This is a genomic window from Yinghuangia sp. ASG 101 (assembly GCF_021165735.1).
In the GTDB taxonomy this organism is placed as follows: domain Bacteria; phylum Actinomycetota; class Actinomycetes; order Streptomycetales; family Streptomycetaceae; genus Yinghuangia.
Window position 1 is genome coordinate 7,010,421 of the sequence record NZ_CP088911.1, and the last position, 25,616, is coordinate 7,036,036.

Annotated in this window: 22 protein-coding genes; 10 read left to right on the plus strand and 12 right to left on the minus strand. The window is 68.5% G+C overall.

Going from position 1 to position 25,616, the window contains the following annotated elements:
* Positions 1-23: 23 nt before the first annotated feature.
* The 10 genes from LO772_RS29980 to LO772_RS30025 all read right to left on the minus strand — a co-directional run bounded on the left by LO772_RS29980 (position 24) and on the right by LO772_RS30025 (position 12,151).
* On the minus strand, positions 24-1,481 hold the full coding sequence (locus LO772_RS29980; protein ID WP_231775155.1) for a class I adenylate-forming enzyme family protein: 1,458 nt from the start codon (positions 1,479-1,481) through the stop codon (positions 24-26).
* Between the two features lie 240 nt (positions 1,482-1,721).
* Positions 1,722-2,786 carry a phosphotransferase family protein gene (locus LO772_RS29985; RefSeq protein WP_231775156.1) on the minus strand — a complete coding sequence of 355 codons (1,065 nt, stop codon included), beginning with the start codon at positions 2,784-2,786 and terminating at the stop codon, positions 1,722-1,724.
* Positions 2,783-3,556, minus strand: coding sequence for a TetR/AcrR family transcriptional regulator (locus LO772_RS29990; RefSeq protein ID WP_231775157.1), 774 nt, complete (start codon positions 3,554-3,556; stop codon positions 2,783-2,785). The genes LO772_RS29985 and LO772_RS29990 overlap by 4 nt, the downstream gene beginning before the upstream one ends.
* Positions 3,553-4,005 carry a nitroreductase family deazaflavin-dependent oxidoreductase gene (locus tag LO772_RS29995; protein ID WP_231775158.1) on the minus strand — a complete coding sequence of 151 codons (453 nt, stop codon included), beginning with the start codon at positions 4,003-4,005 and terminating at the stop codon, positions 3,553-3,555. The genes LO772_RS29990 and LO772_RS29995 overlap by 4 nt, the downstream gene beginning before the upstream one ends.
* A 53-nt stretch (positions 4,006-4,058) precedes the next feature.
* Positions 4,059-5,315 (minus strand): cytochrome P450, encoded by a 1,257-nt coding sequence (locus tag LO772_RS30000; protein ID WP_231775159.1) that lies wholly within the window; start codon positions 5,313-5,315, stop codon positions 4,059-4,061.
* A 4-nt stretch (positions 5,316-5,319) separates the two neighbouring features.
* Positions 5,320-6,099: an SDR family NAD(P)-dependent oxidoreductase gene (locus LO772_RS30005; RefSeq protein ID WP_231779783.1), complete on the minus strand. Its 780-nt coding sequence runs from the start codon at positions 6,097-6,099 to the stop codon at positions 5,320-5,322.
* Positions 6,100-6,165: 66 nt separating this feature from the next.
* Positions 6,166-7,374 carry an amidohydrolase family protein gene (locus LO772_RS30010; protein ID WP_231775160.1) on the minus strand — a complete coding sequence of 403 codons (1,209 nt, stop codon included), beginning with the start codon at positions 7,372-7,374 and terminating at the stop codon, positions 6,166-6,168.
* 26 nt (positions 7,375-7,400) lie between these two features.
* Complete coding sequence (locus LO772_RS30015) at positions 7,401-8,870, minus strand: aldehyde dehydrogenase family protein (RefSeq protein ID WP_231775161.1); 1,470 nt, start codon at positions 8,868-8,870, stop codon at positions 7,401-7,403.
* A 1,094-nt stretch (positions 8,871-9,964) separates the two neighbouring features.
* Entirely contained in the window at positions 9,965-11,371 is a 1,407-nt protein-coding gene (locus tag LO772_RS30020; RefSeq protein WP_231775162.1) for an ABC transporter substrate-binding protein, read from the minus strand.
* A 201-nt stretch (positions 11,372-11,572) separates the two neighbouring features.
* Positions 11,573-12,151, minus strand: a complete 579-nt coding sequence (locus tag LO772_RS30025; protein WP_231775163.1) for a nuclear transport factor 2 family protein — start codon at positions 12,149-12,151, stop codon at positions 11,573-11,575.
* Positions 12,152-12,641: 490 nt separating this feature from the next.
* Here LO772_RS30025 and LO772_RS30030 point away from each other — a divergent pair, with 490 nt between their 5' ends.
* From LO772_RS30030 to LO772_RS30075, 10 genes are all read left to right on the plus strand, one after another.
* Positions 12,642-13,832: a cytochrome P450 gene (locus tag LO772_RS30030; RefSeq protein WP_231775164.1), complete on the plus strand. Its 1,191-nt coding sequence runs from the start codon at positions 12,642-12,644 to the stop codon at positions 13,830-13,832.
* Between the two features lie 156 nt (positions 13,833-13,988).
* The gene (locus LO772_RS30035; RefSeq protein WP_231775165.1) at positions 13,989-15,209 is read left to right on the plus strand and encodes a CaiB/BaiF CoA transferase family protein; all 1,221 of its coding nucleotides are present in this window, start codon (positions 13,989-13,991) and stop codon (positions 15,207-15,209) included.
* Entirely contained in the window at positions 15,206-16,069 is an 864-nt protein-coding gene (locus tag LO772_RS30040) for an NAD(P)-dependent oxidoreductase (RefSeq protein ID WP_231775166.1), read from the plus strand. Before LO772_RS30035 ends, LO772_RS30040 begins: the two co-directional genes overlap by 4 nt.
* 163 nt (positions 16,070-16,232) lie before the next feature.
* The gene (locus LO772_RS30045) at positions 16,233-17,717 is read left to right on the plus strand and encodes an aldehyde dehydrogenase family protein (protein WP_231775167.1); all 1,485 of its coding nucleotides are present in this window, start codon (positions 16,233-16,235) and stop codon (positions 17,715-17,717) included.
* 55 nt (positions 17,718-17,772) lie between these two features.
* The gene (locus tag LO772_RS30050; protein WP_231775168.1) at positions 17,773-18,633 is read left to right on the plus strand and encodes a mycofactocin-coupled SDR family oxidoreductase; all 861 of its coding nucleotides are present in this window, start codon (positions 17,773-17,775) and stop codon (positions 18,631-18,633) included.
* A gap of 28 nt (positions 18,634-18,661) precedes the next feature.
* Positions 18,662-18,853 carry a ferredoxin gene (locus LO772_RS30055; RefSeq protein WP_231775169.1) on the plus strand — a complete coding sequence of 64 codons (192 nt, stop codon included), beginning with the start codon at positions 18,662-18,664 and terminating at the stop codon, positions 18,851-18,853.
* A 41-nt stretch (positions 18,854-18,894) separates the two neighbouring features.
* Entirely contained in the window at positions 18,895-20,274 is a 1,380-nt protein-coding gene (locus tag LO772_RS30060; RefSeq protein WP_231775170.1) for a cytochrome P450, read from the plus strand.
* Between the two features lie 194 nt (positions 20,275-20,468).
* Positions 20,469-21,047: a TetR/AcrR family transcriptional regulator gene (locus LO772_RS30065; protein WP_231775171.1), complete on the plus strand. Its 579-nt coding sequence runs from the start codon at positions 20,469-20,471 to the stop codon at positions 21,045-21,047.
* 391 nt (positions 21,048-21,438) lie between these two features.
* Positions 21,439-22,011 carry a carboxymuconolactone decarboxylase family protein gene (locus LO772_RS30070; RefSeq protein WP_231775172.1) on the plus strand — a complete coding sequence of 191 codons (573 nt, stop codon included), beginning with the start codon at positions 21,439-21,441 and terminating at the stop codon, positions 22,009-22,011.
* A gap of 190 nt (positions 22,012-22,201) precedes the next feature.
* Positions 22,202-22,804: a TetR/AcrR family transcriptional regulator gene (locus LO772_RS30075; RefSeq protein WP_231775173.1), complete on the plus strand. Its 603-nt coding sequence runs from the start codon at positions 22,202-22,204 to the stop codon at positions 22,802-22,804.
* Between the two features lie 255 nt (positions 22,805-23,059).
* Here LO772_RS30075 and LO772_RS30080 read toward each other — a convergent pair whose 3' ends face one another.
* Together LO772_RS30080 and LO772_RS30085 are read right to left on the minus strand one after the other, a co-directional pair.
* Complete coding sequence (locus LO772_RS30080) at positions 23,060-24,298, minus strand: acyl-CoA dehydrogenase family protein (RefSeq protein WP_231775174.1); 1,239 nt, start codon at positions 24,296-24,298, stop codon at positions 23,060-23,062.
* Between the two features lie 11 nt (positions 24,299-24,309).
* Positions 24,310-25,593 (minus strand): amidohydrolase family protein, encoded by a 1,284-nt coding sequence (locus LO772_RS30085; protein ID WP_231775175.1) that lies wholly within the window; start codon positions 25,591-25,593, stop codon positions 24,310-24,312.
* Between the last annotated feature and the right edge of the window lie 23 nt (positions 25,594-25,616).

Sequence of the window (25,616 nt, forward strand, 5' to 3'; positions counted from 1 at the left end):
CCCCTCGGACGGACCGGCGGCACTCAGCCGCCGCGGGCGGCGACGAGGGCGCCTCGGTTCACCTTGGTCGCGGCACTGCGCGGAATGGCGTCGACGAACTCGGTCGTCTTGGGGACCTTGTACGCGGCGAGTCGGCTCTTGGCGTACGCCACGACCTCCTGATGGGTGGGTGGCGCGGCCGGGTCGGCGGGTTCGATCAAGGCGTGGACGCGGCGCCCCCACTCGCGGTCTTTCAGACCGATGACGACGACGTCGGCGATCTTGGGGTGGTCGATCAGCGCCGCTTCGACTTCGGCCGGAAAAACGTTCGCCCCGCCGGTGACGATCATGTCGACGCGTCGGTCCAGAAGGTAGAGGTAGCCCTCCTCATCGAGGTACCCGACGTCCCCTGCGGTCTGGAACCCGCTTTGGGTGCGCTTGAGTTCGGGGGCCTTGCCGAGGTACTTGTAGCCGCCGTACGCGGAGGATCGCAGGTACACGTCGCCGACCTCCCGGGGCGGGAGTTCTGCTCCGTCGGGGCCAAGGATGCGGACCTCGGTCGTCGCCAGCGGGCGGCCGACGCTGCCCTGGTGCTTCATCCACTCGTCGCCGCGGATCGCGGTCAGGCCGAGGCCTTCGGTCATGCCGTACGCCATCAGGATGCGTTCCGCGCCGATGAGTTCGGCCCAGCGGTGTACGAGCGACGGCGGCATGGGGGCGGCGCCCTGGATGATCCAGTCGAGGCTGGACAGGTTGCGGCTGTCGACGCCGGGCAGGTCGGCGATGCGCTGGAGCATCGTCGGCGTCCCGGTGAAGTGGGTGACACGGTGGCGTTCGACGACGTCGACGACGCGCGACGCGTCGAACTTCTCCATGACCACGAGCCGGTCACCGGACAGCAGGCCGAACAGCGTGGCCAGCCCATTGGTGTGGTACATCGGCGCGAGGACGAGGATCGTCTGCGGACGGGACACCGGCCGCCAGCTTTCCATCATCGGCGTGCTGAACAACGGGTTGTGGAGCGCCGGAAGCAGACTGAGGATGACCTTCGGCGTTCCAGTGGATCCGCTGCTGCATATGCCATGCGCGTTCGGTGAGAGCACATCCGGCAACTCGGGGACGTCAGAGTCCGTCGTCGCGTCGATCCACGGCAGGTCGTCCCCGCCCAGGTGGACGCGGGCGTCGACGACCTCGCGCAGCCGGGCCAGTTCCCAGTCCGGCAGGTCCCAGCGGATCGGCACCGGCACCGCGCCGAGCTTCCACGCGGCGAACACACCCAGCACGAACTGCGGCGAGTTGCGCAGCGCCAGACCCAACCGGTCGCCCAGGCCCAACCCCCGCTCGGCCAGCGCACCGGCGAGCTGGTCCGACCGGCGGTCCAACTCCCGCCAACTGTAGGCACTTTCGCCGCCGTCCAGGGCGACGTGCCGGAACACCACCTCGCCTGTGCAAGACGCTGCGAGTAGGCGGATCTGTTGCGCGTTGCTAATCGTCTCTCCCACCGCGTTCCTCCTCACCGAATTCCTGACGGATCTTCGACAGCGGCCTCCGAACGGAGGCATACGGTTCTGTTCGATTGGCATGCATGTGCGAAATGTGAACGTGCCTGTGGTGGCAGACTGCACAGGTCGCCAAGGCACGTGCGAGCGTCCTTCCGCGGCCTCGAAGTCACTGCGGCAACGAGCCCGGGGTCAGTGATCCTGGCAGCAGTGCCGGTCGTATCCGAGTGACGGCAATCGGAGTCACGACATCTCCACCGGTGCGTCGATCTCGGCCAGCCGGCACGCCCGTTCCAGCCAGGGGTTCGGGCGGCCGGCCTTGGGCAGGTTCATCGAGCGCCGCGAGTGCAGGCCCAGCAGCCCGGCCTTGAGGCCGGCGAACGTCTCGTGCCAGTTCAGGTTTTCGACCTGACGTCCGGTCAGTTCCTGCCAGAGGTCGAGGGTTTCCTGCCGTGTGCCGAGGCCGTCCAGTCGTGCCACGTTCTGGGAGGTGCTGTGCATCTCGTCGAACAGCAGCCACCAGCCGAGGTCGGCCATGGGTCCGCCCAGCGACGCCTGTTCCCAGTCCATGACCCCGACGACGCGGAAGTCGTCGCCGAACATGATGTTCCCGATCCGCGCGTCGCCCCACGCGAGGCCGGGCCTGTCGGTGGGCGGGCGATTCGCCTTCAGCCAGGCGAACAGCGCCTGTACCGACTCGGGAACGTCGTCCCCGAGCGCCCAGGCCGCGAACTCGCCCCAGTACGCGAGCTGTTGCTCGTCGCCCGCGGCCCCCTGCTCCGGCCGGTGGACGAACGCGAACTCCTCGATCGGCACCGAGTGGATCGCGGCGAGCTGCCCCATGGCGCTCTCCCACGCGGTACGCCGCTGCGCGGGCGTCGCCTCGACCAGCCAGCCCGTGGAGTTGTACACCGGCATGCTCACCGGCACCCGGCCGCGCATACGGCGCATCACGTAGAACGGCTGGCCGAGAAGGGCGGTGTCCTCCTCGTACCACAAGGCCTCGGGGACCCGCACCGTGCCGAGTCGGCGCAGCGTGGTGAGCATGTTGTACTGCATGCGGAACCTCGGGTCCAGGAACATCTGGTGCTCGGGGCGCGGGGCGATGCGCAGGACCAGTTCGTCGACGCCGCCGCCGTGCCGGGCGTCGAACAGGATCGTCTCGTTGGAGACTCCCGCGCCCAACGGGTAAGCCATGTTCGCGAGTTCGACGTCCACGACGCCGAGGCGCTCGCCCAGCCACGGACGCAGTGCCACAGCGGCGGCATCCAAATCGCGGCCCTTGGCGAAAACCAGGGCTTCACTCATGCGTGGCCCACCTCCTCTGTGCCGGAAAATCGGGAATTGCCGGAAATCGTGCTTTCTCTTGGGAAAGCCGCCTGGGCGCCACCGAATGCTGCAAGGCAGAACGCCCACACCTGATCGGCGATCTCGTCGACGCTGTCGTACACCGTCGCGAACGCGTAGTGGTGGTACGTCGCCGTGACCAGCCTGATAGCGACCCACGCGTCGCGCGTCGGGTTCTGCGGTGTCAGCAGGCCCTGCGCCGCGGCCTCCACAAGCTCGCGTTCGATCAGTGCGCCGAACGGCTGCGTGGCCCGAGCCACGTCATCGGGGAACAACTGGTACAGCCGCCAGTGTTCGGCCGTGATGCATTGCGGGCCGGTCAGATCCATACCCAAACGAAGCGAGTTGAGTGTGCCGGTGATGTAGAGGCGCAGGCGAGCCACGGGATCGTTTAAGAGGAGTGCTTCGGCCTCCGCACGTACCGCGTGCTCGGCAATCACCTCCTTCATCACGGCGAGGACGACTTGGTCCTTGCCGTCGAAGTGTCGGTAGATGGTTTGGAGCGCGACCCCGGACTCCTTCGTCAACTCTGCTGTCGTGAAGGGGAGCCCCTTCTCGATGATCAGCCGACGCGCCGCACGGGTGATCGCCCGAGACTGCTGCGCGCTGCGTGCTTGCGACCGCGGTATGGCTGGGGAGCGGTGCGTGGCCCGCTCCGCCGACGACGCCCGGTGCTTCCGGCCCGCGGGTGTTTGCGTGGGTTCGGTCGGCTGTTCTTTGGGCGTGGTCATGCGCTGTCGCCCCCGTGCGATGGGGTGAGCACCACGATGGGGATGAGCCGGTCCGTACGCGTCTGGTACGTGTTGTAGTTGGGCCAGTAGCCCGTCACGACCTTCCACAGGCGGTCGCGCTCGGCGCCCCCCGGGGTGTATGCGGTCACCGCGATGCGGTCGGCTTTGACTTGGACCTCCGCCGTGGGGTCGGCCTGGAGGTTCAGGTACCACGCGGGATGCGCCGGGGCGCCGCCCTTCGACGCGACGGCGAGGTAGTTGTCGCCGTCGCGGCCGAAGATGAGCGCGTTCGTACGGGCCTCACCGCTCTTGCGGCCGGTCGTGGTCAGGAGCAGCGCGGTGGCGCCGTTCCACTCGTAGCCGACCTCGCCGTTCGTCTCCCGGTACCGGGCCACGTGTTCGGCGCCGAGCAGTGCCAGGTCGGGCTTCTGGTAGCCGGGCTCACTCATCGTTCATGCCTCCCAAATCGACGTTCTCAAATCGACGTTCACCCGTGCGCCTGTCAGCCGAAGACCACGGGGATCTCGGTCGCGCCCCGTTCGTACAGGCCGATGAAGCGCGGCTGCGCGGCGTCCGGGTCGAGGCGCAGGTTCGGGAGGCGGTCGAGCAGCCTGCCGATGCCGATGCGCATCTCGGCCCGGGCGACGTGCATGCCGAGGCACACGTGGGCGCCCCCGCCGAACGCGAACGACGGACGCACGCGCCGGGTGATGTCGAACTCATCAGGGGCGTCCCAACGGGCCGGATCGCGGTTGGCCGCCCCCAGGCACATATGCAAAATGGAGCCTCGGGGGAGATGGACGCCGTGGAAGTCGGTGTCCTCCATGACGAAGCGCGAGAACATCGGGTCGGTCGGCGTCCACCGAAGAGCTTCCTCGATCGCCGGCTTGAGCAGCGCGCGGTCCTCGCGGACCGCGTTCAGCACCTCGGGGCGCTGGAGAAGCGCGGTGAGGGTGATGCCCATCTGCTTCCACGTCGTGCCGGACCCGGCGGTCAGCAGAAGCAGCGCGAACGAGTAGATCTCGTTGTCGGAGAGGCGGTGGGCGACGCCGTCCTCGTCCTTCATCTCGGCCTCGACCAGGACGCTGATCAGGTCGTCCTCGGGCTGCTCGCGGCGGGCCGCCACGATCGGCCGGATGACGTCCACGATCGCGTCCGGGTTGCGGAGCGCGGCCCGGATGTCGAGGGCCTTTTCCACCGGCACGCCGAAGCTGCCGGTGATGGTGAGCACCGGGATGGCGGCGCAGAAGTCCACGTTGAGCTCGGCGCGCCCGTCGTCGACGAAGCTGTCGATCAGCAGGTCGACGGTCTCCTCGATCCAGTTGCGGATCCACCACTCGGCCTTGTTCGGCACGAACGACGGCTGCACCAGCGCCCGGTAGCGGCGGTGTTGTTGACCGCCCATCGACAACATGGTGTTGCCCAGCGAAATTGCATCGCCGATCGGGTCGACGGGAGTCGGTGACGCGGCGAACACCTCCGCGTTGCGAAACGCGGCGTCGCAGGCCGCGTACGAGAACGCGGAGAAGTGCGGGCGGTCCGGGAACGGCAGGCCCTGGAAGTTGGCCGGCCCGTCGTAACCGGTCAGCTCGTGCACCGTGCCCGGGTGCACCGCCGCCTCCTCGCGCAGCCGGGCCCAGGCCGGGTACGGGTCGTCCTCGTAGCCGCCGCCGACGGACGCCAGGTAGGAGCCGCGCAGGTCGAACAGCTCGCGCACGCGGGCGCGGTCCAACGACGCGTGAGACTCGGTCGCGGTCATGCGGTCACCTCGCCACGTATCCGCCGTCGAGCGGCACGATCGTGCCGGTGATGTTGGCGGCCCGGTCGGACACCAGGAACACCGCGGCCTCCGCGCAGTCCTCCGCCGTGATCGCGTTGCCGAGCGGATGCGACGCCGCGACCCGCTGCGTGGTCGCCTCCACCGCGGCGGGGTCGTCGGGCAGCCCGCCCGCGGCCATGAATCGCGTCGCGGGCATGCCGGCCGGGCCGATGGCGTTGGCGCGGATGCCGAAGGGTGCGCCCTCGATGGCGACGGCGCGGGTGAGCTGGTGGACCGCGCCCTTGGTGGCGCCGTACACCGATCCGCCCCACGCGACCAGGCCCGCGACGGACCCGGTGTTGAGGATGACCCCGCCGCCGCCCTGCTTCTTGAACTGCAGGACGGCGTGCTTGCTGCCGAAGAAGATCCCGCCGAAGTTGACGCCGACCAGGCGGTGGAAGTCCTCGGCGGTGTGGTCCTCCAGCTTCGCGCCCAGGCGCGGCGTGGGGATCCCGGCGTTGTTGAAGAGGATGTCGAGCCGGCCGAAGCGCTCGACGGCCGCCGCGATCATGGCGATGACGTCGTCCTCCTTGGAGACGTCGGCCGCGACGGCGGTGGCGACGCCGCCCGCCTTCTCGACCCGGCGGGCGGTCTCCTCGGCGAGGTCGAGGCGGATGTCGGCACAGACGACCTTGGCACCCTCCTCGGCGAAGCGCAGCGCCGAGGCGGCGCCGACACCGGAGCCGGCGCCGGTGACGATCGCGGACTTCCCGTCCAGCAGCATGCTGGTCACCCCTTCTTTCCGTCGGTTGTGGGTCCGTTGTGAATCAGCCGCAACGCTGCGGACATGTCAGGTCCTCGCGAGGACGGGGGGTTCGGCCGGGGTGAAGCGGTACAGCTTCTCGGCGTTGCCGCGCAGGATCTTGTACTGGGTTTCCTCGGGGAGGTGCTTGATGCGGTTCTTCACGACGGTGATGCAGTCGGGCCACGTCGAGTCGGAGTGCGGGTAGTCCGTCTCGCACATGATGTTGTCCTCGCCGATGGTGTCGATGCTGGCGATGCCGTGCTCGTCGTCGATGAAGCAGCCGAAGATGTGGTCGCGGAACGTCGCCCGGATGTCCAGGGTGTCGAGGTCCACGGAGTGGCTGCCGGCGTGGTCCATGAAGCGCACGCCCTTCTTGACCCAGTGGCGCTGCTTGTCGAGGACCTGCTCGGCGCGCTCCAGGAAGTACGGCATCCAGCCGATCTCACCCTCGGACAGCGCGATCTTCAGCTTCGGGAAGCGCTGGAACATGCCGCTGAACAGCCACGACAGCATCGCTCCCGAGGTGCGGGTGGCACCCCACGCCAGGTTCGCCAGGAACGGTGCGTCCGGTGCGATCTGCGGCACCTGGGAGGACGAGCCGACGTGCATCGACGCGACCATCTCCAGCTCGTTCGCCGCCGCGAACACCGGGTCCCAGTAACCGCCTTGGTCGTGGATGGTGGGCAGGCCGAGCGGCGCGGGGTTCTCCGAGAACGCGAATGTGGTGGCGCCCTTGTTCGCGCAGCGCTCCATCTCCTTCGCGGCCAGCTTCGGGTCCCACAGCGGGATGAGGATCAGCGGGATGTAGCGGCCGGGCGCGGCGCCGCACCAGTCCTCGATGATCCAGTCGTTGTACGTCTGGAGGCACGTGAAGCCGAACTCCAGGTCCTTCGCCTCGGAGAAGAGCTGCCCGCAGAAGCGCGTGATCGTCGGGAAGCACAGCGACGCCAGGATGCCCGCGCGGTTCATGTCCTCCACGCGCGCGACCGGGTCGTAGCAGCCGGGCCGCATCTCGCTGTAGGGGAGCGGCTCGGGGCTGAACTCCTCCTTCGACTTGCCGACGACGGCGCTCAGGCCCGAGCTGGGGAACTTCTTGCCGTCGTACACCCAGAAGTCGAGGCCCGTGTCGTCGAACTCCATGTGCGGAGCGCGGTCGCGGTCGGCCTTCGGGAGGCGGTCGATCCACAGGGTGGGCGGTTCGAGGATGTGGTCGTCGACCGAGATCAGCCAGTCGAGGTTGAGGTTCGCAGACATTCCAGCTCCTTCGCTTCGAGACGAGCTCATCGGAGTTCGCCGATCACCAAGTGCTTCACTTCCTGGAACGCGCGGATGCCGTCGGGTCCGCGCTCGCGGCCGAGGCCGCTCTGCTTGTAGCCGCCGCCGGGGGCGTAGGCACTGAAGACGGCGGCGTTGACGTTGACCGCGCCGGTCCGCAGACGCCGGGCGATGGCCGTGGCCGCCGCGGTGTCGGCGCCGTACACCTGCCCGGACAAGCCGTACGGGCTGTCGTTGGCGATGCGCACGGCGTCGTCGACGTCCCGGTAGCCGATGATCGAGATCACCGGGCCGAAGATCTCCTCCTGGGCCGCCGGGTTGTCGTTGCCGGGCAGGTCCAGGACGGTCGGCTCGAAGTAATAGCCGCGCTCCAGGCCCTTCGGGCGGTTGCCGCCGAAGGCGACCTTGCCGCCGTGCTCGACCGCGAGGGCGACGAACTTCTCGCAGCGGTCGCGGGCACCGGCGTTGATGACCGGGCCCATCGTCGTGCCCGGCGCGGTCGGGTGGCCGACGGTGATCCGCGCGTACGCCGCGCTCACCGCCTCCACCACCTCGGCCTTGCGCTCCTGCGGCACCAGCATCCGCGTCGCGGCGACACACGCCTGCCCCGCCGTCATGGCGGCCACCGCCATCGCCCCGGCCGCAGCCCTGCCCACCGCGTCGTCGAGGTAGATCTGCGCCGACTTGCCGCCCAGCTCCAGCGCGACGCGCTTCACCGTCGGCGCGCCCTGCGCCATGATCTGCCGCCCGACCGCGGTCGACCCGGTGAACGAGACCATGTCGACGGCCGGGTGGCTGGTCAGCAGCTCGGCGCCGGCCGACCCGCCTTCCACCACGACGCTCAGCACACCCGGCGGCAGCCCTGCCGCGTCGGCCGCCGCGCCGAAGATCAGCGACGAGATCGGGGTGAGCGGACTCGGGCGCAGCACCACGGAGTTGCCCGCGATCAGCGCCGGGACGATCTTCTGCAGCGCCATCACGATCGCGCCGTTGTAGGGCGTGATCGCGGCGACCACCCCGACCGGCTCGTGCCGCCGGAGGCTCAACGCGACCCGGCCGTGCACGAGTTCGTCGACGGGGACCGGATTCGACTCCTCGTGCGACATCCGCAGATACAGGTCGATCGCGCCGCGCGCCACCGCCATGCCGCCGCCGAGCTGCGACCGCTCGGCGAACATCGGCGGCTGCCCGGCCTCGGCGACCATCGTGGCGACCATCGCCTCGCGCGAAGCCTCGACGTGGTCGAGGAAGTCGCCCAGGATCCGGGCGCGTTCACGCACCGGCAGGTCCGCCCACACACCGCGGTCGAAGCTGTCGCGTGCCTCGGTGACCGCGCGCTCGATCTCCGCGAGCGGCGTCACGGACACGTCCGTCACGTGCGACTCGTCGGCCGGGTTCTCGACGGCGAGCACCTCGTCGCCCTCGACCCACATGCCGGCGACGTACGAGCGCCGCTCCGGGATGATCTCTCCCACGGGCCCCTCCCCTTTCTGCCGCGAAGCGGCGCTGCACTCGTGGGCTGCTCGGACGCCCGGCTCGCCGGAAACGTGGCGAGGCGGCGCGTACGAACGGATTCCCTCGCGGAACCCGGCACTCGGGTTGGTGGCACCTCGCGGTGGACACGTCCGAGGCAGGCGGCACGTGAACGCTGGACCACGGAACGGCCCCGCTGCCACGGGACCGTTGCCGCCATCCGTCGTTGCGGCGATCCGGCTCCCAAGAGGAACCGAGTCCGAGCAGCGCCGCGGTTTCGTCGCGCTCGCCGTGTTCGGCATCACGCGTCGCCAGCTCTCGTGGGGACCGCCTTCGGCCGGCTCGATCCGGAAGACATTCGCACGCTGATGCGCGAGGAGGGCGGGCGTGAAGGGCACGAACACGTTTTGCGCGAGTGCGATTGCACGCACACTGTCGAACGCATCCTTGCCCACCGAGAGCCTCCCGCGCGCGCCGCCGCTCATTCACCTGGCCGTGCTCTGGTGGAAACATTAGAATGGGACTATTGCGTTTGGGAAGTGCCGTTCTACTTTTGTTGAGGATATTCCTCGGCCGCGCGTCTGCGCTGCGTGACGAACGAAGGAGAAACGGACACACCCATGACACGGCCGGCGGGTGCGGGCGCGCGGTGGCAGCGCGGCGTGCCGGATGTTGGGCCGGATGCCCACCTGAGTCCGCATGCTCCGCGGCCGCGGCCTATCGGCGCTGCCACCATGTTTATCCTGGTGAGAGCGTTGAGCCGGGTCGTGGGTGCGGCAATCGTGCTGGGTGCAGGCCGGTGCGGCGCATGGGGAGAACGGATGGCCGCCGAGGCGAATAGGCGGCCAGGCAACGCGAAGTCCGGGCGGCGCCGGGCGCCGAACACGCGGGTGCACAGCCCGATCGGTCGGAATGGCGCATTCTCGGGCGGCGCCAACCTTCTCGGCGCCGAAAAATACGGCAGGGCGCGACTCAGAGCCCCCATCGGTCCGATGGGGGCTCCAAGTCGCGGAAATGCCGAATGCCGAAATGCCGCGACGTCACGGCTGTAAAAGCACCCGGTGAGGACTCTCGGATTTTCGCGGTTCCGCGTGTGTCAACGGACGTCGTTCATACTTTTTCCGACGTCTGCGAGCGTGAGAGGTTTGCCGTAGTTTCCGATGGTCGGCGTGGCGGTCGCGTCACAGCGGTAGGCGCCGGTGTCGGGCTTGAAGTCTGCGGGTTTCCACCCGTCGGGCGTCGCCTGGACGACGTTGTAGCACTTGACGGGGAGATGCTGGGACAGGTCGACGGGGGCTTGGAGGCCGCCGGCCGCCCAGCTCGTTTCCTTGGCTGCCGTTTCGTACACGCACTTGCGGGTGAGGTTGTCCCCGCAGGCGACCGCGGACTTGGCGAAGACCAGCCAGGCGGAGAAGGCCTTGAGGGCCGGGAACGTCACGGTGGCGCCGGGGGCGTACTTCGTGTACAAGTCGAGCACCTGCTGGACGGCAGGGGAGGAGGGAGCCAATTCCAGCGGGGTGAACCCGCCGAGGTCCGCGACGTTGTTCTGGTACGCGAGGGTGTTCTTGCCCGCGAGTTCCACGAATGCCGGCCCGTAGGCGTTGGAGTTGGCGTCGATCCAGTCGAGCTTGTACTGGTTGCTGGTCAGTGCCTGTTCCAGCTTGGCGAGGTTGCGGTAGTCGCCGAGGAAGATCAGGCCCTTGACGCCCTTGTTCTTGATGGACTGGGCGTACGGGGTCCAGTCGGAGACGCCGGCAGCCGGGTACAAGTCGCTGTAGGACACGTTCGCGCCGACCGCCCGCAGGGTTTCCGAGGCCCGCTCGGTCATGACCTTGGTGACCGGGGCGTCGCCCGCGATGATGCCGACAGCCCCCGCGGAGCCGGGGTAGGCCTCCTTGGTCAGCCACGTGTAGAAGCCCTCATAGGGCCAGTGCGTGGGGCTGTGCGCCTGTACGGAGATCTGCAGATCGGAGCCCTGGTTCTCGAGTTGCGAGGTCTGCGCGGGGAAATCGGGCAGCAGGCACTCCAGCCGTTCGCGCGTGCCGAGCGCGTCCAAACCCGCGCCGCCGCCGACGAGGGCGAAGTCCTGGCTGCACGCTTCGGTGACGCGCTGCCGGACCTCCATCATCTTGGTGTCGCGGACCGTGGCCTTGAGCTTGCGGCCGTTGATGCCGCCGGCGTCGTTGCACCAGGAGGTGAAGACCTTCGCGGCGTCACCGAATTCGGGGTTCTTGTTGAAGCCGATATCGGAGATGACGCCGAGCTGGATCTCCTTGTCGGTGACGCCCTGAGCGGACGTTCCCGAAGCGTTGCCGGGGCGACAGACCTGCTTCAGGTCGCCGAAGTCGGCCGATACGGCCGTGGGGGCCGCCTTCGCGGGGAGGTTGTCATCTCCCTCTGTACCGCCGTCACCACTGCGGCCGCAGGCGGCGACCAGCAGGGCCGAGGCCACGGCGAGGGCGGCGAAGGATCTTCTGGTTCCACGTGGTCTGCACGTCGTCATGGGCTCTTCCTGATGGACCTACAAGTATGTGGTGCAGGAACGCCCGCTCCCGACCGGGACAAGGCCGTGTTCGGGGAACGGTGGGCGGCGAGGCCGGCGGCGACTATCGCCTGCGGCTGCCCAAGGCTGCAGCTTCTCCAATGCGGCCGGACCGGTTGTTCCGGCTGGTCTTGCCCGCAAGCCCGACGCCGAACTGCCGGATCACCACCGCTCGGGCGGCTCGGTGTCGAGCAGCAGAGGCCGCTCGTAGGAGAGGTCGCGCGTGTCTCGAGTGCCTTTCACAAACCCCTGTTTCGTGAAGAACGGGCTTTGCAGGAGGGAAGCGTCCGCGGTGAGAGCCAATTCGACGGTAGATCGTCGCACCGCGATCCTCCAGACGCCGTCGCGTCGTTCGAGGCGGTCGAGGTAGCGGCCGCTCATCAGTTGGGCGGTCTTGCCGTCAGGGCCGAGCAGCCCCACCAGCACGTAGCTCTCCGCGTGGGCGGTGTCGCCGTCGATCTCGCAGCTGTGCGTGGTGATGTTGTGGGTGTGCAGCCGAGCCGCGGCCGAGTGGATCTCGTTGGCCCACGACGCGTACTCCGGACCGGGGTTGACGGCGAAGCCATGCTCGTCGATCCCGTCTTCGTGGTACGTGGCCGTGAGCAGATCGATGTCATGGCGGTCGTGCCCGCGGGCATGCTGCGCCACGCAGTCGAGGATGGCCGTGCGGTCCATCAGGTATTGGACATCCTTCTGGAGGCGGGCGAACCTCTCTTCGGCATTCGTGCTGTCGCCGCTCAAGGGGGAATCTCCGATCGTCGGGCGGACACGCCTGCCGGCCGACATGACGGCCGGCAGGCGACGGCTCCACGGCCACCGAGAAGCCGTAACTCCAGGCGTGGCAACGTCGAATGTGGCTGCGGTCGTGCCGTGCCGCGAGGAGTTGAGAAAAGCTGGCAGGGAAAGCACCGGGGTCACCGGCCAGTGGTGCCGGGTCGAGCTGCACCGGACTGTACATTCGTATAAGGCTCCTGTACAGATGTGAACCCGCCGAGCCGAGCCGTCCCTCCTCCGCGGGCGATGCGGTGGGGGTGCCGTACGCGAGACGCTCCCGTGTGACCTTCTTCCGGCTGTGCGCCGACTCCACGGGTGGGGATGTTGGGCTTCATGGAGTTCCGGCAGGAGTCTCCGTGCCTCGGGTTTCAGGATGTGCACGAAAATCACACGGAACCCTTTACGAACGTACAGTGAGTCCTATACGACTGTACAAGTGAACTCCGAGGAGGGGCCCGTGAGCCGCACCGAGCTGTACTACGACCCGTACGACATGGAGATCGACGCCGATCCGTACCCGACCTACAAGCGGCTGCGTGACGAGGCGCCGCTGTACTACAACGAGCGCCTGGACTTCTGGGGGCTGAGCCGGTTCGCGGATGTGGTGGCCGCGGCGAAGGACACCGTCCGGTTCAGTTCGGCGAAGGGCGACATCCTGGAGGTCGTCAAGGCCGCACCGCAGATGCCGCCGGGGTCGTTCATCAACGAGGACCCGCCGTTGCACACCATCCACCGTGCTTTGGTGCAGAAGGCGTTCTCGCCGAAGAAGATGCGCGAGATCGAGGCGAAGATCCGTGCGTTCTGCATTGCGTGCCTGGACCCGATCGCGGACTCGGACCGGTTCGACTTCGTCCTCGACATCGGCAACGAGCTGCCGATGCGGGCGATCGGCATGCTGATGGGCATCCCCGATTCCGAGCAGCCGACCGTACGCGACCACGCCCAGCGCAGCCTGCGCAACAAGCCGGGCCAGCCGCTCCCGGTCAGCCAGGGCCTGTACTTCGACGGCAAGATGTACGCCGAATACGTTGACTGGCGGGTCAAGAATCCGTCGGACGATCTGATCACCGAGCTGCTGAACACGGAGTTCGAGGACGAGAACGGCACGGTCCGCAAGCTGACCAAGGACGAGGTCCTGATCTTCGTCGCGGTCATCGCCGGCGCGGGAGTGGAGACCACCGGCCGTCTGTTCGGGTGGATGGGCAAGGTGTTGTCCGAACATCCCGAGCAGCGACGGGAGTTGGTGAAGGACCGCTCGCTGATCCCCAACGCGATCGAGGAACTGCTGCGCTACGAGCCGCCCGGCCCGCACATTGCCCGCTACGTCACCGAGGACGTCGAGATCCACGGCCAGACCGTGCCGGCCGGCAGCGCGATGCTGATGATGCTGTCGTCCGCCAACCGCGACGAACGGCAGTACGAGAACGCGGACCGGTTCGACATCCACCGCAAGATGGGCCAGCACGCCACCTTCGGCCACGGCGTCCACTTCTGTGTCGGTGCCGCCCTCGCCCGCCTCGAAGGCCGCGTCGCCCTGGACGAGGTCCTCAACCGGTGGCCCGACTGGGAAGCCGACATGCCGAATGCCCGCCGCTCACCCACCACCACGGTCCGCGGGTGGGACACCATGCCGGTCGTCATCGGCTGAGGCCGGGGTGTGCCCGGCGGCGGCAGACCGGAACCGCCGGGATGGGACGACGCCGCTCAGTCGCCTGACGGCCGAACAGCATGACCAAAAGTGACCTGTCGACGGATCCATCGCTGTCCCCCGGGGCGCAGAGAGGTAGCCAAGGTGTTCAGGCCCATGGAAGGAGTGCGCGTCCTGGAGGTCGCGCAGTTCACCTTCGTCCCGGCGGCGGGTGCCGTCCTCGCCGACTGGGGCGCCGAAGTCGTCAAGGTCGAGCACGCGGAGACCGGCGACGCGCAGCGCGGGATCGTCAAGGCGTTCAGCCACGACGTCGCGTCCGAAGGTACGTCCTTCGCGCCGCTCATGGACGGCCCGAACCGCGGCAAGCGAAGCCTCGGGCTGGCACTCGACAAGCCGGGGGCACGGCCCGTGCTGGAGGAACTGGTCCGCCGCAGTGACGTGTTCCTGACCAACTTCCTGCCCGGAGCCCGCGCGAAGCTGGGCATCGACGTCGAGGACATCAGGGCGATCAACCCGGACATCGTCTACGCCCTCGGGGCCGGTTTCGGGCATACCGGCCCCGAGGCGGACAAGGGCGGATACGACGCGACCGCCTTCTGGGCGCGCAGCGGCAGCGCGGACTACGTCACCCCCTCGGACGCCGCGACGCTGACCCATCAGCCGGCGGGTGCCTACGGCGACTCGATCGGCGGGCTGACGATCGCCGGTGGCATCGCGGCGGCGTTGTTCGCGCGGTCGAGGACCGGCCACGCGTCAGTCGTGGACGTGTCCCTGCTCGGGGTCGGCGCGTGGGCGATGCAGCTCAGTGTCAACCTCGCGCTCATGGCCGGTGCGCCGCTGCCGAAACCGGACGGCGGGGTGCGCGGTGCTTCGCACAATCCGCTCGTGGCCACGTACCGGACCCGGGACGAGCGGTGGCTGATGTTGAGCATGCTGCAACCGGGCCGGTATTGGCCGGAGTTCTGCCAGGCGATCGGGCGAGCGGACCTGGTCGCGGATGAACGCTTCGACACCGTCGAGAAGTTGATGGCCAACGCGGAGCAGGCCGGGGACATCATCGCCGAGGTCGTCGCAACCCGCACCAAAGACGAATGGGTTCAGGCGCTGTCCGACATCGAGGGCCAGTGGTCGGTCGTGCAGAACACCTGGGAAGTCGGCCACGACGCGTCTCTCACGGCGATCGGCCAGATCGCCGAGGTCGTCGACGCCGAGGGGAGTGCGCGCAAACTCGTCGCCAACCCGGTGCAGTTCGACCGCACACCGCCCACACTGACCCGCGGCCCGCTCTTCGCCGAGCATACCGAGGACATCCTCCACGAACTGGGTCTGAGCGACGAACAGATCCTGGAGCTCAAGATCGAGGGTGCGGTCACATGAGCGCCGGCCACCCGGCGGCACCGGACGACGGTGCGGCCCTCCGAGTCGGCTTCATCGGATTGGGCAGTCAGGGCGGGCCGATGGCTCGCCGTATCGCCGAGGCGGGCTTCCGGACCCGTTTGTGGGCCCGGCGGCCGGAAACACTCGCGCCCTTCGCGGACCTCGGCGTCGAAGCCGCCGGGTCGCCGGCGGAACTCGGCTCCGCGAGTGATGTGGTGTGCGTGTGCGTCGTCGACGATGCCGGCGTCGACGAGGTCGTGGACGGCCCGCACGGAATCCTGCGCGGCATGCAGCCCGGCGGTGTGGTGGTCGTTCACAGCACCGTCCATCCGGACACCTGCCGCAGGCTCGGCGAACGCGCCGCACAACGCGGTGTGGCGCTGCTCGACGCCCCGGTCAGCGGTGGCGGACAGGCCGCCGCGGCCGGCTCCCTGATGGTGATGGCGGCAGGGGACGAGCGCACGCTCGCCCGCTGCCGACCGGTGCTCGACACCTGCGCCGCACATGTCCTCCACCTCGGCCCGATCGGTGCGGGCCAGATCGCGAAGATCCTCAACAACACCCTCTTGGCCGCGAACCTCGCCGTCGCCCACAGCGCCTACGACGCGGCTCGGGCACTCGGCCTGGATCCCGGCAACCTGGCCCTGGTGCTCGCGGGGAGCAGCGGAGCCAGCCTTGCCGCCACGGCCGTCCTGCCCGGCTCGATGTTCGACCTCGGCGTACTGGGCAAGCACGCCGGAGCCCTTCTGCACAAGGACGTCGGGCTGTTCGCCGAGCTCATGCGGGCAACCGACGCACGTCCCGGGACGGTCATGGAAATCGCCGACCGCGCGCTCGCCGGGCTCGGACACCCGCGCTAGGGGCACGTCACCCGAGGACGGGACGTACGACCCGGACCCGGCCGACCGGTCCTCCTCCACCCCGCACAGCACACCGTCCTGGCCGACCGGCGGGGTGCCGGGCTGACGTGCGCCCTCGCCTGATCCACATCGAACACAACTTTCGACGAAGCAGGAGCCGACGATGTCTCTTGGCGAGCACATGTTGATCGACGGTGAGCTGGTGACCGCTGCGCGAGGGCGCCGCTTCGACAATGTCAATCCCGCCACGGAGGAGGTCATCGGCTCGGTTCCGGACGCCGACGCCGCCGACGTGGAGCGGGCGATCGGTGCCGCCCGGCGGGCCTTCGACACAACGCGGTGGTCGACGGACACCGAGTTCCGGCGCCGCTGCCTTGTCCAACTGCGTGATGGGCTCCGCGCCGAGGCCGAGAATCTGAGGGCCATGGTGGTGGCCGAGACCGGAAGCCCGGTGCTGCTCACGCACGCGATCCAACTCGACGACCCGATCGGTTTCATCGACCACTGGATCGACCTGCTCGCCGACTTCGAGTTCGAGCGAGAGCTGCCAGTCAAGGACATCATGGGCGTCCCGACGAAGCGCGTGGTCCGCCGCGAGGCGGCGGGTGTGGTCGCCGCCATCACCCCGTGGAACTATCCGTTCTACCTGAATATCTGCAAGGTCACTTCGGCTCTCGCGGCAGGCTGCACGGTCGTTCTCAAGCCCGCCCCCGAAACCCCTTGGAACGCACTGGCGTTGGGGCGGGTCGCGCAGGAACACACGGATATCCCGCCCGGGGTGCTGAATATCGTCACGACGAGCGACAACTCCGTCGCGCAGATCCTGGCGGAGCACCCCGACATCGATGCGGTGAGCCTCACCGGCTCCACCGAGACCGGCCGCAAGGTCATGGCCGCCGCCGCCAAGACGGTCAAGCGGGTCACTCTCGAACTCGGCGGCAAGTCAGCCGCCGTCCTGCTGGACGGCGCCGACATCGCGGGGGTCGTCCCGGTTCTCGCCGGCGGCTTGTGCGCGCACGCGGGCCAGGGCTGTGCGGCGCTGGCCCGGTTGCTGGTGCCGCGGAACCGTCTGGAGGAGGCCGTGGCCGTCGCCGCGGCGACGATGGAGCACATCCCCTGGGGCGACCCCACCGACCCCGGCAACATCATGGGCCCGGTCGTCAGCGCCCGCCAACGCGACCGCGTCCAGCACTACTACGAGCTCGCCCGGCGCGACGGGACGATCGCGGTCGGCGGTCGGCCGGTCACCGGGTTCGAACGCGGTTACTACGTCGAACCGACCGTCATCACCGGTGTCGACCCGAAGGCCCCGGTCGCGCAGGAGGAGATCTTCGGCCCGGCGCTCGTCGTGCTGCCCTTCGACGACGAGGACGACGCCGTCCGCATCGCGAACGGCACCCCCTACGGGCTGTCCGCGGCGGTCTTCAGCGCCGACGAGGACCGCTCCATGGCCGTCGCCCGCCGGTTCCGGGCGGGAACCGTGGGAGTCAACGGCGGCAACTGGTTCGACACCGGGTCGCCGTTCGGCGGCTACGGGCAAAGCGGCCTCGGACGCGAGTGGGGGACCGAGGGACTCGAAGAGTTCCTGGAGGTCAAGACCGTTGCCACCCCGGCCGGAAACGGCCTGCATCGACCCGGACCGGCCTGACCGGCCATCCGCCCTTCATCCACAGAGAATCCATCCACAAGCAGGGAGCACGATCATGGGACGCGTTGACGGCAAGGTCGCCTTCATCACCGGAGCCGGACGCGGCCAGGGCCGCAGCCACGCACTCCGCCTCGCGGAGGAGGGCGCCGACATCATCGCGGTGGACCGCTGCCGCGACTTCGAGACGGTGAACTACCCGATGTCCACGCCCGACGACCTGAAGGAGACCGCGCGCCTTGTGGAGGCACACGGCCGACGGGTCGTGGCCATCGAGGCCGACGTCCGCGAACGAGCCCAGATGGTCGACGCGGTCGAGCGCGGCATCGCCGAGCTCGGGAAGATCGACATCGTGGTGGCCCAGGCGGCCATCGCCGCCATGAGCGGCGAGCCGGCCATCCAGGCGTGGATGGACGGGCTGGACACCAACCTGCTCGGCACCATCAACGCCGTCCACGCGGCACTGCCCCACCTGGAGGCGGGCGCGTCGATCATCGCCACCGGCTCGGCCGCGGCGTTCATGCAGTTCGCGCCGGGCGAGACCACCGGCGCCGACCCCGGCGGGACTTCCTACATCGTCGCCAAGCGCATGCTCTCGCAGTTCATCCACGAACTCGCCGCGAACCTCGCCCCCCGCAGCATCCGCGCCAACGTGGTCCACCCGACCAACGTGAACACGCCCATGCTGCACAGCCCGCCGATGTACAAGATGTTCCGCCCCGACATCGAGAACCCGACCCGCGAGGACGCCGAGCAGGCCTTCCCCGTGCAACAGGCGATGCCTATCCCGTACATCGAGCCTGTGGACGTCAGCAATGCGGTGGTCTACCTGGCCTCGGACGAGTCCCGCTACGTCACCGGCACGCAGATGCGCGTCGACGCGGGCGCGTACCTCAAGTTCCAGAACTACCACCTCTGAGCCAGTCCACCGAACGGAGGTCCCCACCATGAAGGTTCGTGTCGACCCGGTCCTCTGCCAGGGCCACACCGGGTGTGCGATGACTGCCCCCGGGATCTTCACGCTGCGTGACGAGGACGGGCACGCCGAGGTCAAGGACGAGCACGTGCCCGCCGCGCACGAGGCGGCGGTCCGGGAAGCCGTGTTGTCCTGCCCCGAACAGGCAATCACCGCCGACTGATCGCACACGCAGGACATCGCCATGAGGACGAGGTATCCCCGATGAGTATCGACGACGCCCACCCCGCGACCGGGGAGGACCGCAAAAAGCACACGATCGACTTCGACCGGCACTCCACCGCGTACCGGACCGACTTCGAGGAGATCACCCAGGACCTGCACAGCAGGTGTCCCGTCGCCTGGACCGGCCAGCACGGCGGCTACTGGCTCGCGAGCGGCAACCAGGAGGTGTTCGACCTGGCCCGCCGCGCCGACCTGCTGTCCAACGACAACGACGTCAAGGGGGAGAGGAAGGGCTACTTCGGGATCACCATCCCGCACCGGCCGCGCGACGAGGTCAGCACCCGAGGCGGATTCCTGGAGATGGACCCGCCCGAGCAACGGCACTACCGCCAGGCCCTCAACCCGTACCTCTCCCCGGCGGCCGTCGCGCGCTGGCAGCCGGTCATGAACGAGATCACCCGGGCCTGCATCGACGAACGCATCGAGACCGGCACCATCGACTTCGTCGACGACTTGGCCAACATCGTCCCTGCGGTGATGACGATGGCGCTGCTCGGCCTGCCGCTGCGGGACTGGGAGGTCTTCTGCGAGCCGGCCCACGCCACCGTGTACACGAAACCGGATTCGCCCGAGATGGCCAAGGTCATCGACGGCATGATCCAGTCCTACGTGCTGATCACCGAACACATCGGCCGCATCAGGGCCGAGCCGCGCCCTGGGCTCATCGATGCCCTCGTCAACGCGGACATCAACGGCAGTCGGCCGACCGACCAGGACATCACGGAGTCGGTGATGCTGCTGATCGGCGGCGGATTCGACACCACCACCGCGCTGACCGCCCACTCCCTGGAGTGGCTGGCGGAGAATCCCGCGGAACGTGAACGTCTCAGCCGGGAACGCGATGTGCTCCTGGATAGTGCGACTGAGGAGTTTCTGCGCTACTTCACCCCCGCCGTCGGCGACGGACGCACCATCGCGGCCGACTGCGAGGTCGCCGGCACGCGGTTCAAGGAAGGCGAACGCCTGTGGCTCTCCTGGGCGATGGCCAACCGCGACGCCCGGGTCTTCGACGCCCCTGACACGGTCCTCCTGGACCGCAAGGGCAACCGGCACGCGAGTTTCGGCCTGGGCATCCACCGGTGCATAGGCTCCAACTTCGCCCGCAAGTCGTTCAAGACCATGCTCACCCACGTCCTCGACCGGATGCCCGACTACACCTGCGTCGCGGAAGGAACCGTCCATTACGACACCACCGGCCTCATCAACGGCATGAAACACCTTCCCGCCATCTTCACGCCCGGTCGGCGGCTCGGCGCGGGCATCGACGAAACCCTCGACGCGCTCCAGAAGGTCTGCGACGAACAGGGCCTCGCCGCCCCGGTGACCGCCAACCGGGCCACGGCGCGTCCCGATCGCTGAGGACGACGGCCTCGGTCCGGGCCACCTCCGTCCCGGTGGTGTGGCGTCGGCCGGGCCTCGCCTCCGGTCGTCTCGTCGCGGGCGGCTACCTTGGGCTCAGCGTGGCCGCGGGCTCCGGCATGCGGCGGCGCGGGCAAGTGACGTCAGGCACAACGTGTGCCCCCGGGGGAGACTTCGGTCGTGAAAGGCAGCACATGTCGACTACCCGCCGTGTCGGCGCCGGCAAATCCAAGACACGGGCCACGTTGTTGGACTGCACCGAGCGCCTGATGCTCGACGAGGGGTACGCGGCGGTCACGTACCGCAACGTGGCAGCCAAGGCGGGCGTCACCCCGGGACTCGTCCAGTACTACTTCCCGGCGCTCGACGACCTCTTCCTCGCCCTGATCCGGGACCGGACCGAGGTGAGCCTGAGCAAGCTGGCCGCGGACCTCCGCAGGGACCACCCGCTGCGCGCGGTCTGGAACTACGCAAACGACAGGGCCAGTGCCGCGTTGATCGCCGAGCTCATGGCCCTGGGCAACCACCGCAAGCAGATCCAGGACGAGATCGCGGAGGGGGGAAGGAAGGCACGCGAACTCGCCCTCGCGGCACTGGCCGGGACGTCGAAGGATTACGCGTTCCGAGAAGTGGCCTCTCCGGACGTGCTGGTCTTCCTCATGACCAGCACCCCACGGATGATCGTCATGGAGGAAGCGGCCGGCATAGCGACGGCCCACGCCGAGACCGTCGACTATATCGAGCGGTATCTGGACCACGTCGAACCGCGCTGAGCACGTGTCCGGCCCCGAGCCGGGCCGTGTGCGTGCTTCCGGCGAAGTTCGGCGGCCGGTTCCGAGCCCGCGGAAGATCTCGGACTGAGGCGCGTTCGAGCCCCCGGACGCGCCGAGAACGCCTCCATTTACCGTGCCCGGGATACGCGGCACGGATGCCTGCGGTCTCGGGCAGGTCGTCGGTTTTGGGCGGTCGCCCAAACCTGTGTTGCACGCTCGTATAATATCGACAGCGCGGACTCCGGGCCCGGGCAAACCATCCGTGGTTTCGATAGTCGGCGTCTTGGCGGCGTACGACGAAGGTGGCGTACGCCGGAGCTGTCGGCCTTCCTCGCCGACCGGCCCCCGGCAACGTCCGGGGGCTATCCTTCCTCACACACAAGGACCTGAGATGGCACGAGTCGAACCGGTTCCGACCTCCGAGTGGCCGCGCGAGATGCGCGGAGCGCTGGCGGCTCTCGAACCGCCCGTCCCCCGCCACCCGCCGATGTCGAAGAAGGGCGGGCCGAAGGGGTTGAACGCGCTGGGGACGTTCGCTCACCACCCCGAACTGGCCCGCGCCTTCTTCACGTTCAACGGATACGCGCTGCGCGGCACGAACCTCACCGAACGGCAGCGCGAGATCCTGATGCTGCGAGTGTCGGCCGTGCGCAAGTCGTCCTACCAGTGGGCACAGCACCTGGTTGTCGCCCGGGACATCGGCATGACGGACGAGGAAATCGAACGCGTGGCCGCCGGCCCCGACCCCGACTTCTGGAACCCGTTGGAGACCGCGCTCTTGCGGGCGACCGACGAATTGCTCGGCGACGGGACCATCACCGACGACACATGGGCCGTGCTGTCCGCCGAGCTGGACACCCAGCAGCTCATGGACGTCATCTTCAGCGTCAGCGCCTTCGAGACGGCGGCACGGCTGTTCCGCTCGTTCGCCATCGACCTCGACGACGACCTCAAGAACGTGTGACGACGACGGCACCGGCCTGCTGTCCCGTAGGGCGGCTTGGTCAAGGTGGCCGGCACTGTTCCGTACCATGAGGTGCAGCGATGAAAGCCTGTGATGGTTCACCACAGGTCGGCCGTACGTTCTGGTGAGTGAGAGGCAGCGGATGGTGACGCCCCGCCGTGTGGGCACGGAGAGGTCGAAAACCCGCGCCGTGCTCCTGGACTGTGTGGTGCAGCTCATGCTGGAGGAGGGGTACGCGGCGGTCTCCTACCGCAGCCTGGCTGCCAAGGCGGGGGTGACCGCCGGGCTCGTCCAGTACTACTTCCCGACGTTCGATGACCTGTTCATCGCGCTGGTCCGGGACCGCGCGGAACGGAGCCTGAGGAAACTGGAGAGAGGGCTCCGCACCGATCGCCCTTTGCGCGCGTTGTGGAAGTACGCGAACCACAAGGATGCGGCGGCCCTGACCGCCGAGCTGATGTGTGCCGGCAACCACCGCAAAAGGATCCGGGCGGAGATGGCGAAAGCCGGGGAGGACGCACGGGAACTCGTGCTCGCCGCGGTGGCCGGAAACGCCAAGTACCGCAACTTCTACGGCGCTCCGGTCTCCCCGGACGTCGTGGTCTTTCTCATCACGAGCATGCCTCGGATGGTCGTCTTGGAGCAGGCCGCCGGGATGAGCACCTCGCACGCCGAGACGATGGCGTTTCTGGAGCGCTACCTCGACCGCGTCGAGCCCCTGCCGAAGGGCAGCGCGGCGTCCGGCCCCATTTTCCTTGCCCCGGTGCGAGGGGCGAACGACCCGGACGCGTGAGCATGGACACGCGCAGCCGCGCCGAGCGTCGAGGACGCGGAGCGGTCAGGCGCCTCGACGCGCACATGGGAGCCACCCGGCTCGCGCCCAGCGCACCGCGGCCCACCTCGGTCGCCTGAGAACGGATTCGAGGTGGGCCGCGATGCGCTGGGCGTTGTGGTGCTGTGGTGCGTCGTGGTGGGGCCGGCGGGCCCCGGGCTGCCGTGCGCTATCGGGCCCGCACGGACAGACGAGTCGCCCGCGACGAGGCTGACTTCACCGTGAACCTTGTGTGACTTGGTTGAACGGTACGCCTCGGTCCGGCGCGTGTTCACGCGGCATGCCGAGCAGGCGCTCGCTCACGATGTTGCGCGACATCTCGGTGGTGCCGCCGCCGAGGCTGCCGCCCTGGCGGACCAGATACGCGACTCCGGCGAGTGCCGTGGCGTCCGGTTCGGGCCCGGCGGCGATGCCGGTCGCCGCGCCGGCGACGCGGATCTTGGCATCCGCCTCGGCTTCGAGAAACTCCGCGCTGAACAGCCGCAGCAGGGACGCGGCGGCAGGCGGGAGGCGGCCCTCCACGATGCCGGCAGACACCCGTGAGACGAGCTGCGTCTGCACGGTGGCCAGTGCCATGATGCCTCCGACAGTGGTCCGCACGTCCGGCTCGGCGGTGCGACCGGACGCCCGCACGATGTCGAGGAACCCCGGCTTCAACTTCGTCGGCGGCTCGCCGTGACCGCTGACATACGGTGAGCCGCCGCCGACGGCGTTGCGCTCGTGGAACATCTGGCGCGAGGCCACGGTCCAGCCGCCGTTGACCTCGCCGACCACCGCGGAGTCCGGCAGGACGACGTTGTCGAAGAACTCCTCGCAGAACTCCCGGGTTCCGTCGACCATGCGGATCCTGTTGAGCGTGACGCCGACCGCGTTCGTCGGCATCAGGAACATCGTCAGGCCCTGGTGCTTCGGCTGGTCCGCGTCGGTGCGCGCGAGGCACAGTGCGTAGTCGGCGGCGAAAGCGAACGTACTCCAGATCTTCGCGCCGTTGATCACCCACATGTCGCCGTCACGATCGGCCCGGGTGCGCACACCGGCCAGGTCCGACCCGCCGCCGGGTTCGGAGAGGAACTGCACCAGGACCTCGTCGCCGCGGATTGCCGCGCCGATGTGCTCGCGCTTCTGCTCCTCGGTGCCGACGTCCAGCAACGTGGCGCAACAGATGCTGAACGTCGGGATGTTCAGCACCAACGGCATCTCGTAGCCCCAGGCCTCCTCGCTGAACGCCTCCTGGTAGGGCTGCGGGAGGCCGAGCCCGCCGTACTCCTCAGGGAAGCAGATACCGGCGAAACCACCGGCGTACAGTCGTCGCTGAAGTTCCCTGGCCCGCTTCCAGTGCGCCTCGTCGTCGCCGAGAAGCAGCGGCGTGTCGGCGTCTAGGCGCGGCATGTTGTCGGCGAGCCAGACCCGGGCACGCGTCCGGAACGCCTCCACGCTTTCGCTGTTCCCGGTCACTCTGCGGCCTTTCAGCTGTTCCCGCTCGCCATGGCGCGGTAGGCCTCCATCCGGGCGACCGGATCGACCTGGTTGTGGCTGAGCGAACGGATGGACACGTCGTGGCCCTCGGCCCGGGCACGCAGCGCGCCGACGGTCGCCTGCTCGCGGGGGACGTGCCTGAAGGGGTCGAACGAGTACCAGCGCATGGCGTTTTCGTGGGTCATCTTCGCGACGTCGGCGTCGGGCACGGCGAACTGGTTCATCACCGCGCCGAGTTCCTCGGGTGCGCCGGGCCACATGGAGTCGCTGTGGGGGTAGTCGCACTCCCAGGCGATGTTGTCGATCCCGATGCGGTGGCGCAGTTCGACGCCGATGGGATCGCTGATGAAGCAGGTGAGGAAGTGCTCGCGGAAGACCTCGGAGGGAAGCTTCCCGCCGAAGTCCTGGAGGGTCCAGGTGGCGTGCATCTCGAAGGTGCGGTCGATGCGTTCGAGGAAGTAGGGGACCCAGCCGGTGCCGCCTTCGGACAGCGCGATTTTGATGTCCGGGTGATTCTTGATCACCGGGGACCACAGCAGGTCCGCCGCGGCCGAGACGATGTTCATCGGCTGGAGGGTGATCAGCACATCGGGCGGCGAGTCGGGCGCGGGGACGGCGAGTTTCCCGGAGGAGCCGATGTGGATGGACACAACGGTGTCGGTGTCGCAGCACGCCTTCCACAGAGGGTTCCAGTAGGCGTCGTGGAAGCTCGGGTACCCCAGCGTCGCCGGGTTCTCGGTGAACGTCAGGGAGTGGCAGCCCTTTTCGGAGACCCTGCGGACTTCGGCGGCGCACAGTTCGGCGTCCCAGATCGCGGGCAGGGCCATGGGGATGAACCTGCCGGGGTGCGCGCCACACCATTCGTCGATGTGCCAGTCGTTGTACGCGCGCACCAGGGCGAGCGAGAACTCCGGGTCGTCGGTGGCGAACAGCCGAGCGGCGAAGCCGGGGAACGAGGGGAAGTTCATCGAGGCGAGGATGCCGCCGGCGTCCATGTCCTTGACGCGTTCGTCCGCGTTCCAGCAGCCGGGGCGGATCTCGTCGAGCGCCTGGGGTTCGAGGCCGTACTCCTCCTTCGGCCGACCCGCGACCGCGTTCAGCGCGACGTTGGGGATCACGGTGTCGCGGAACTTCCATACATCGGCGCCGTTTTCGAGGCGGACCACACGCGGAGCGTCGTCGGCGTACTTGGCCGGCAGACGGCCGACGAACATGTCCGGTGGCTCGATCACGTGGTCGTCGATGCTGATCAGGATCAGGTCGTCGCTGTTCATGACGGTCCTTCCGTCGGCGAGTC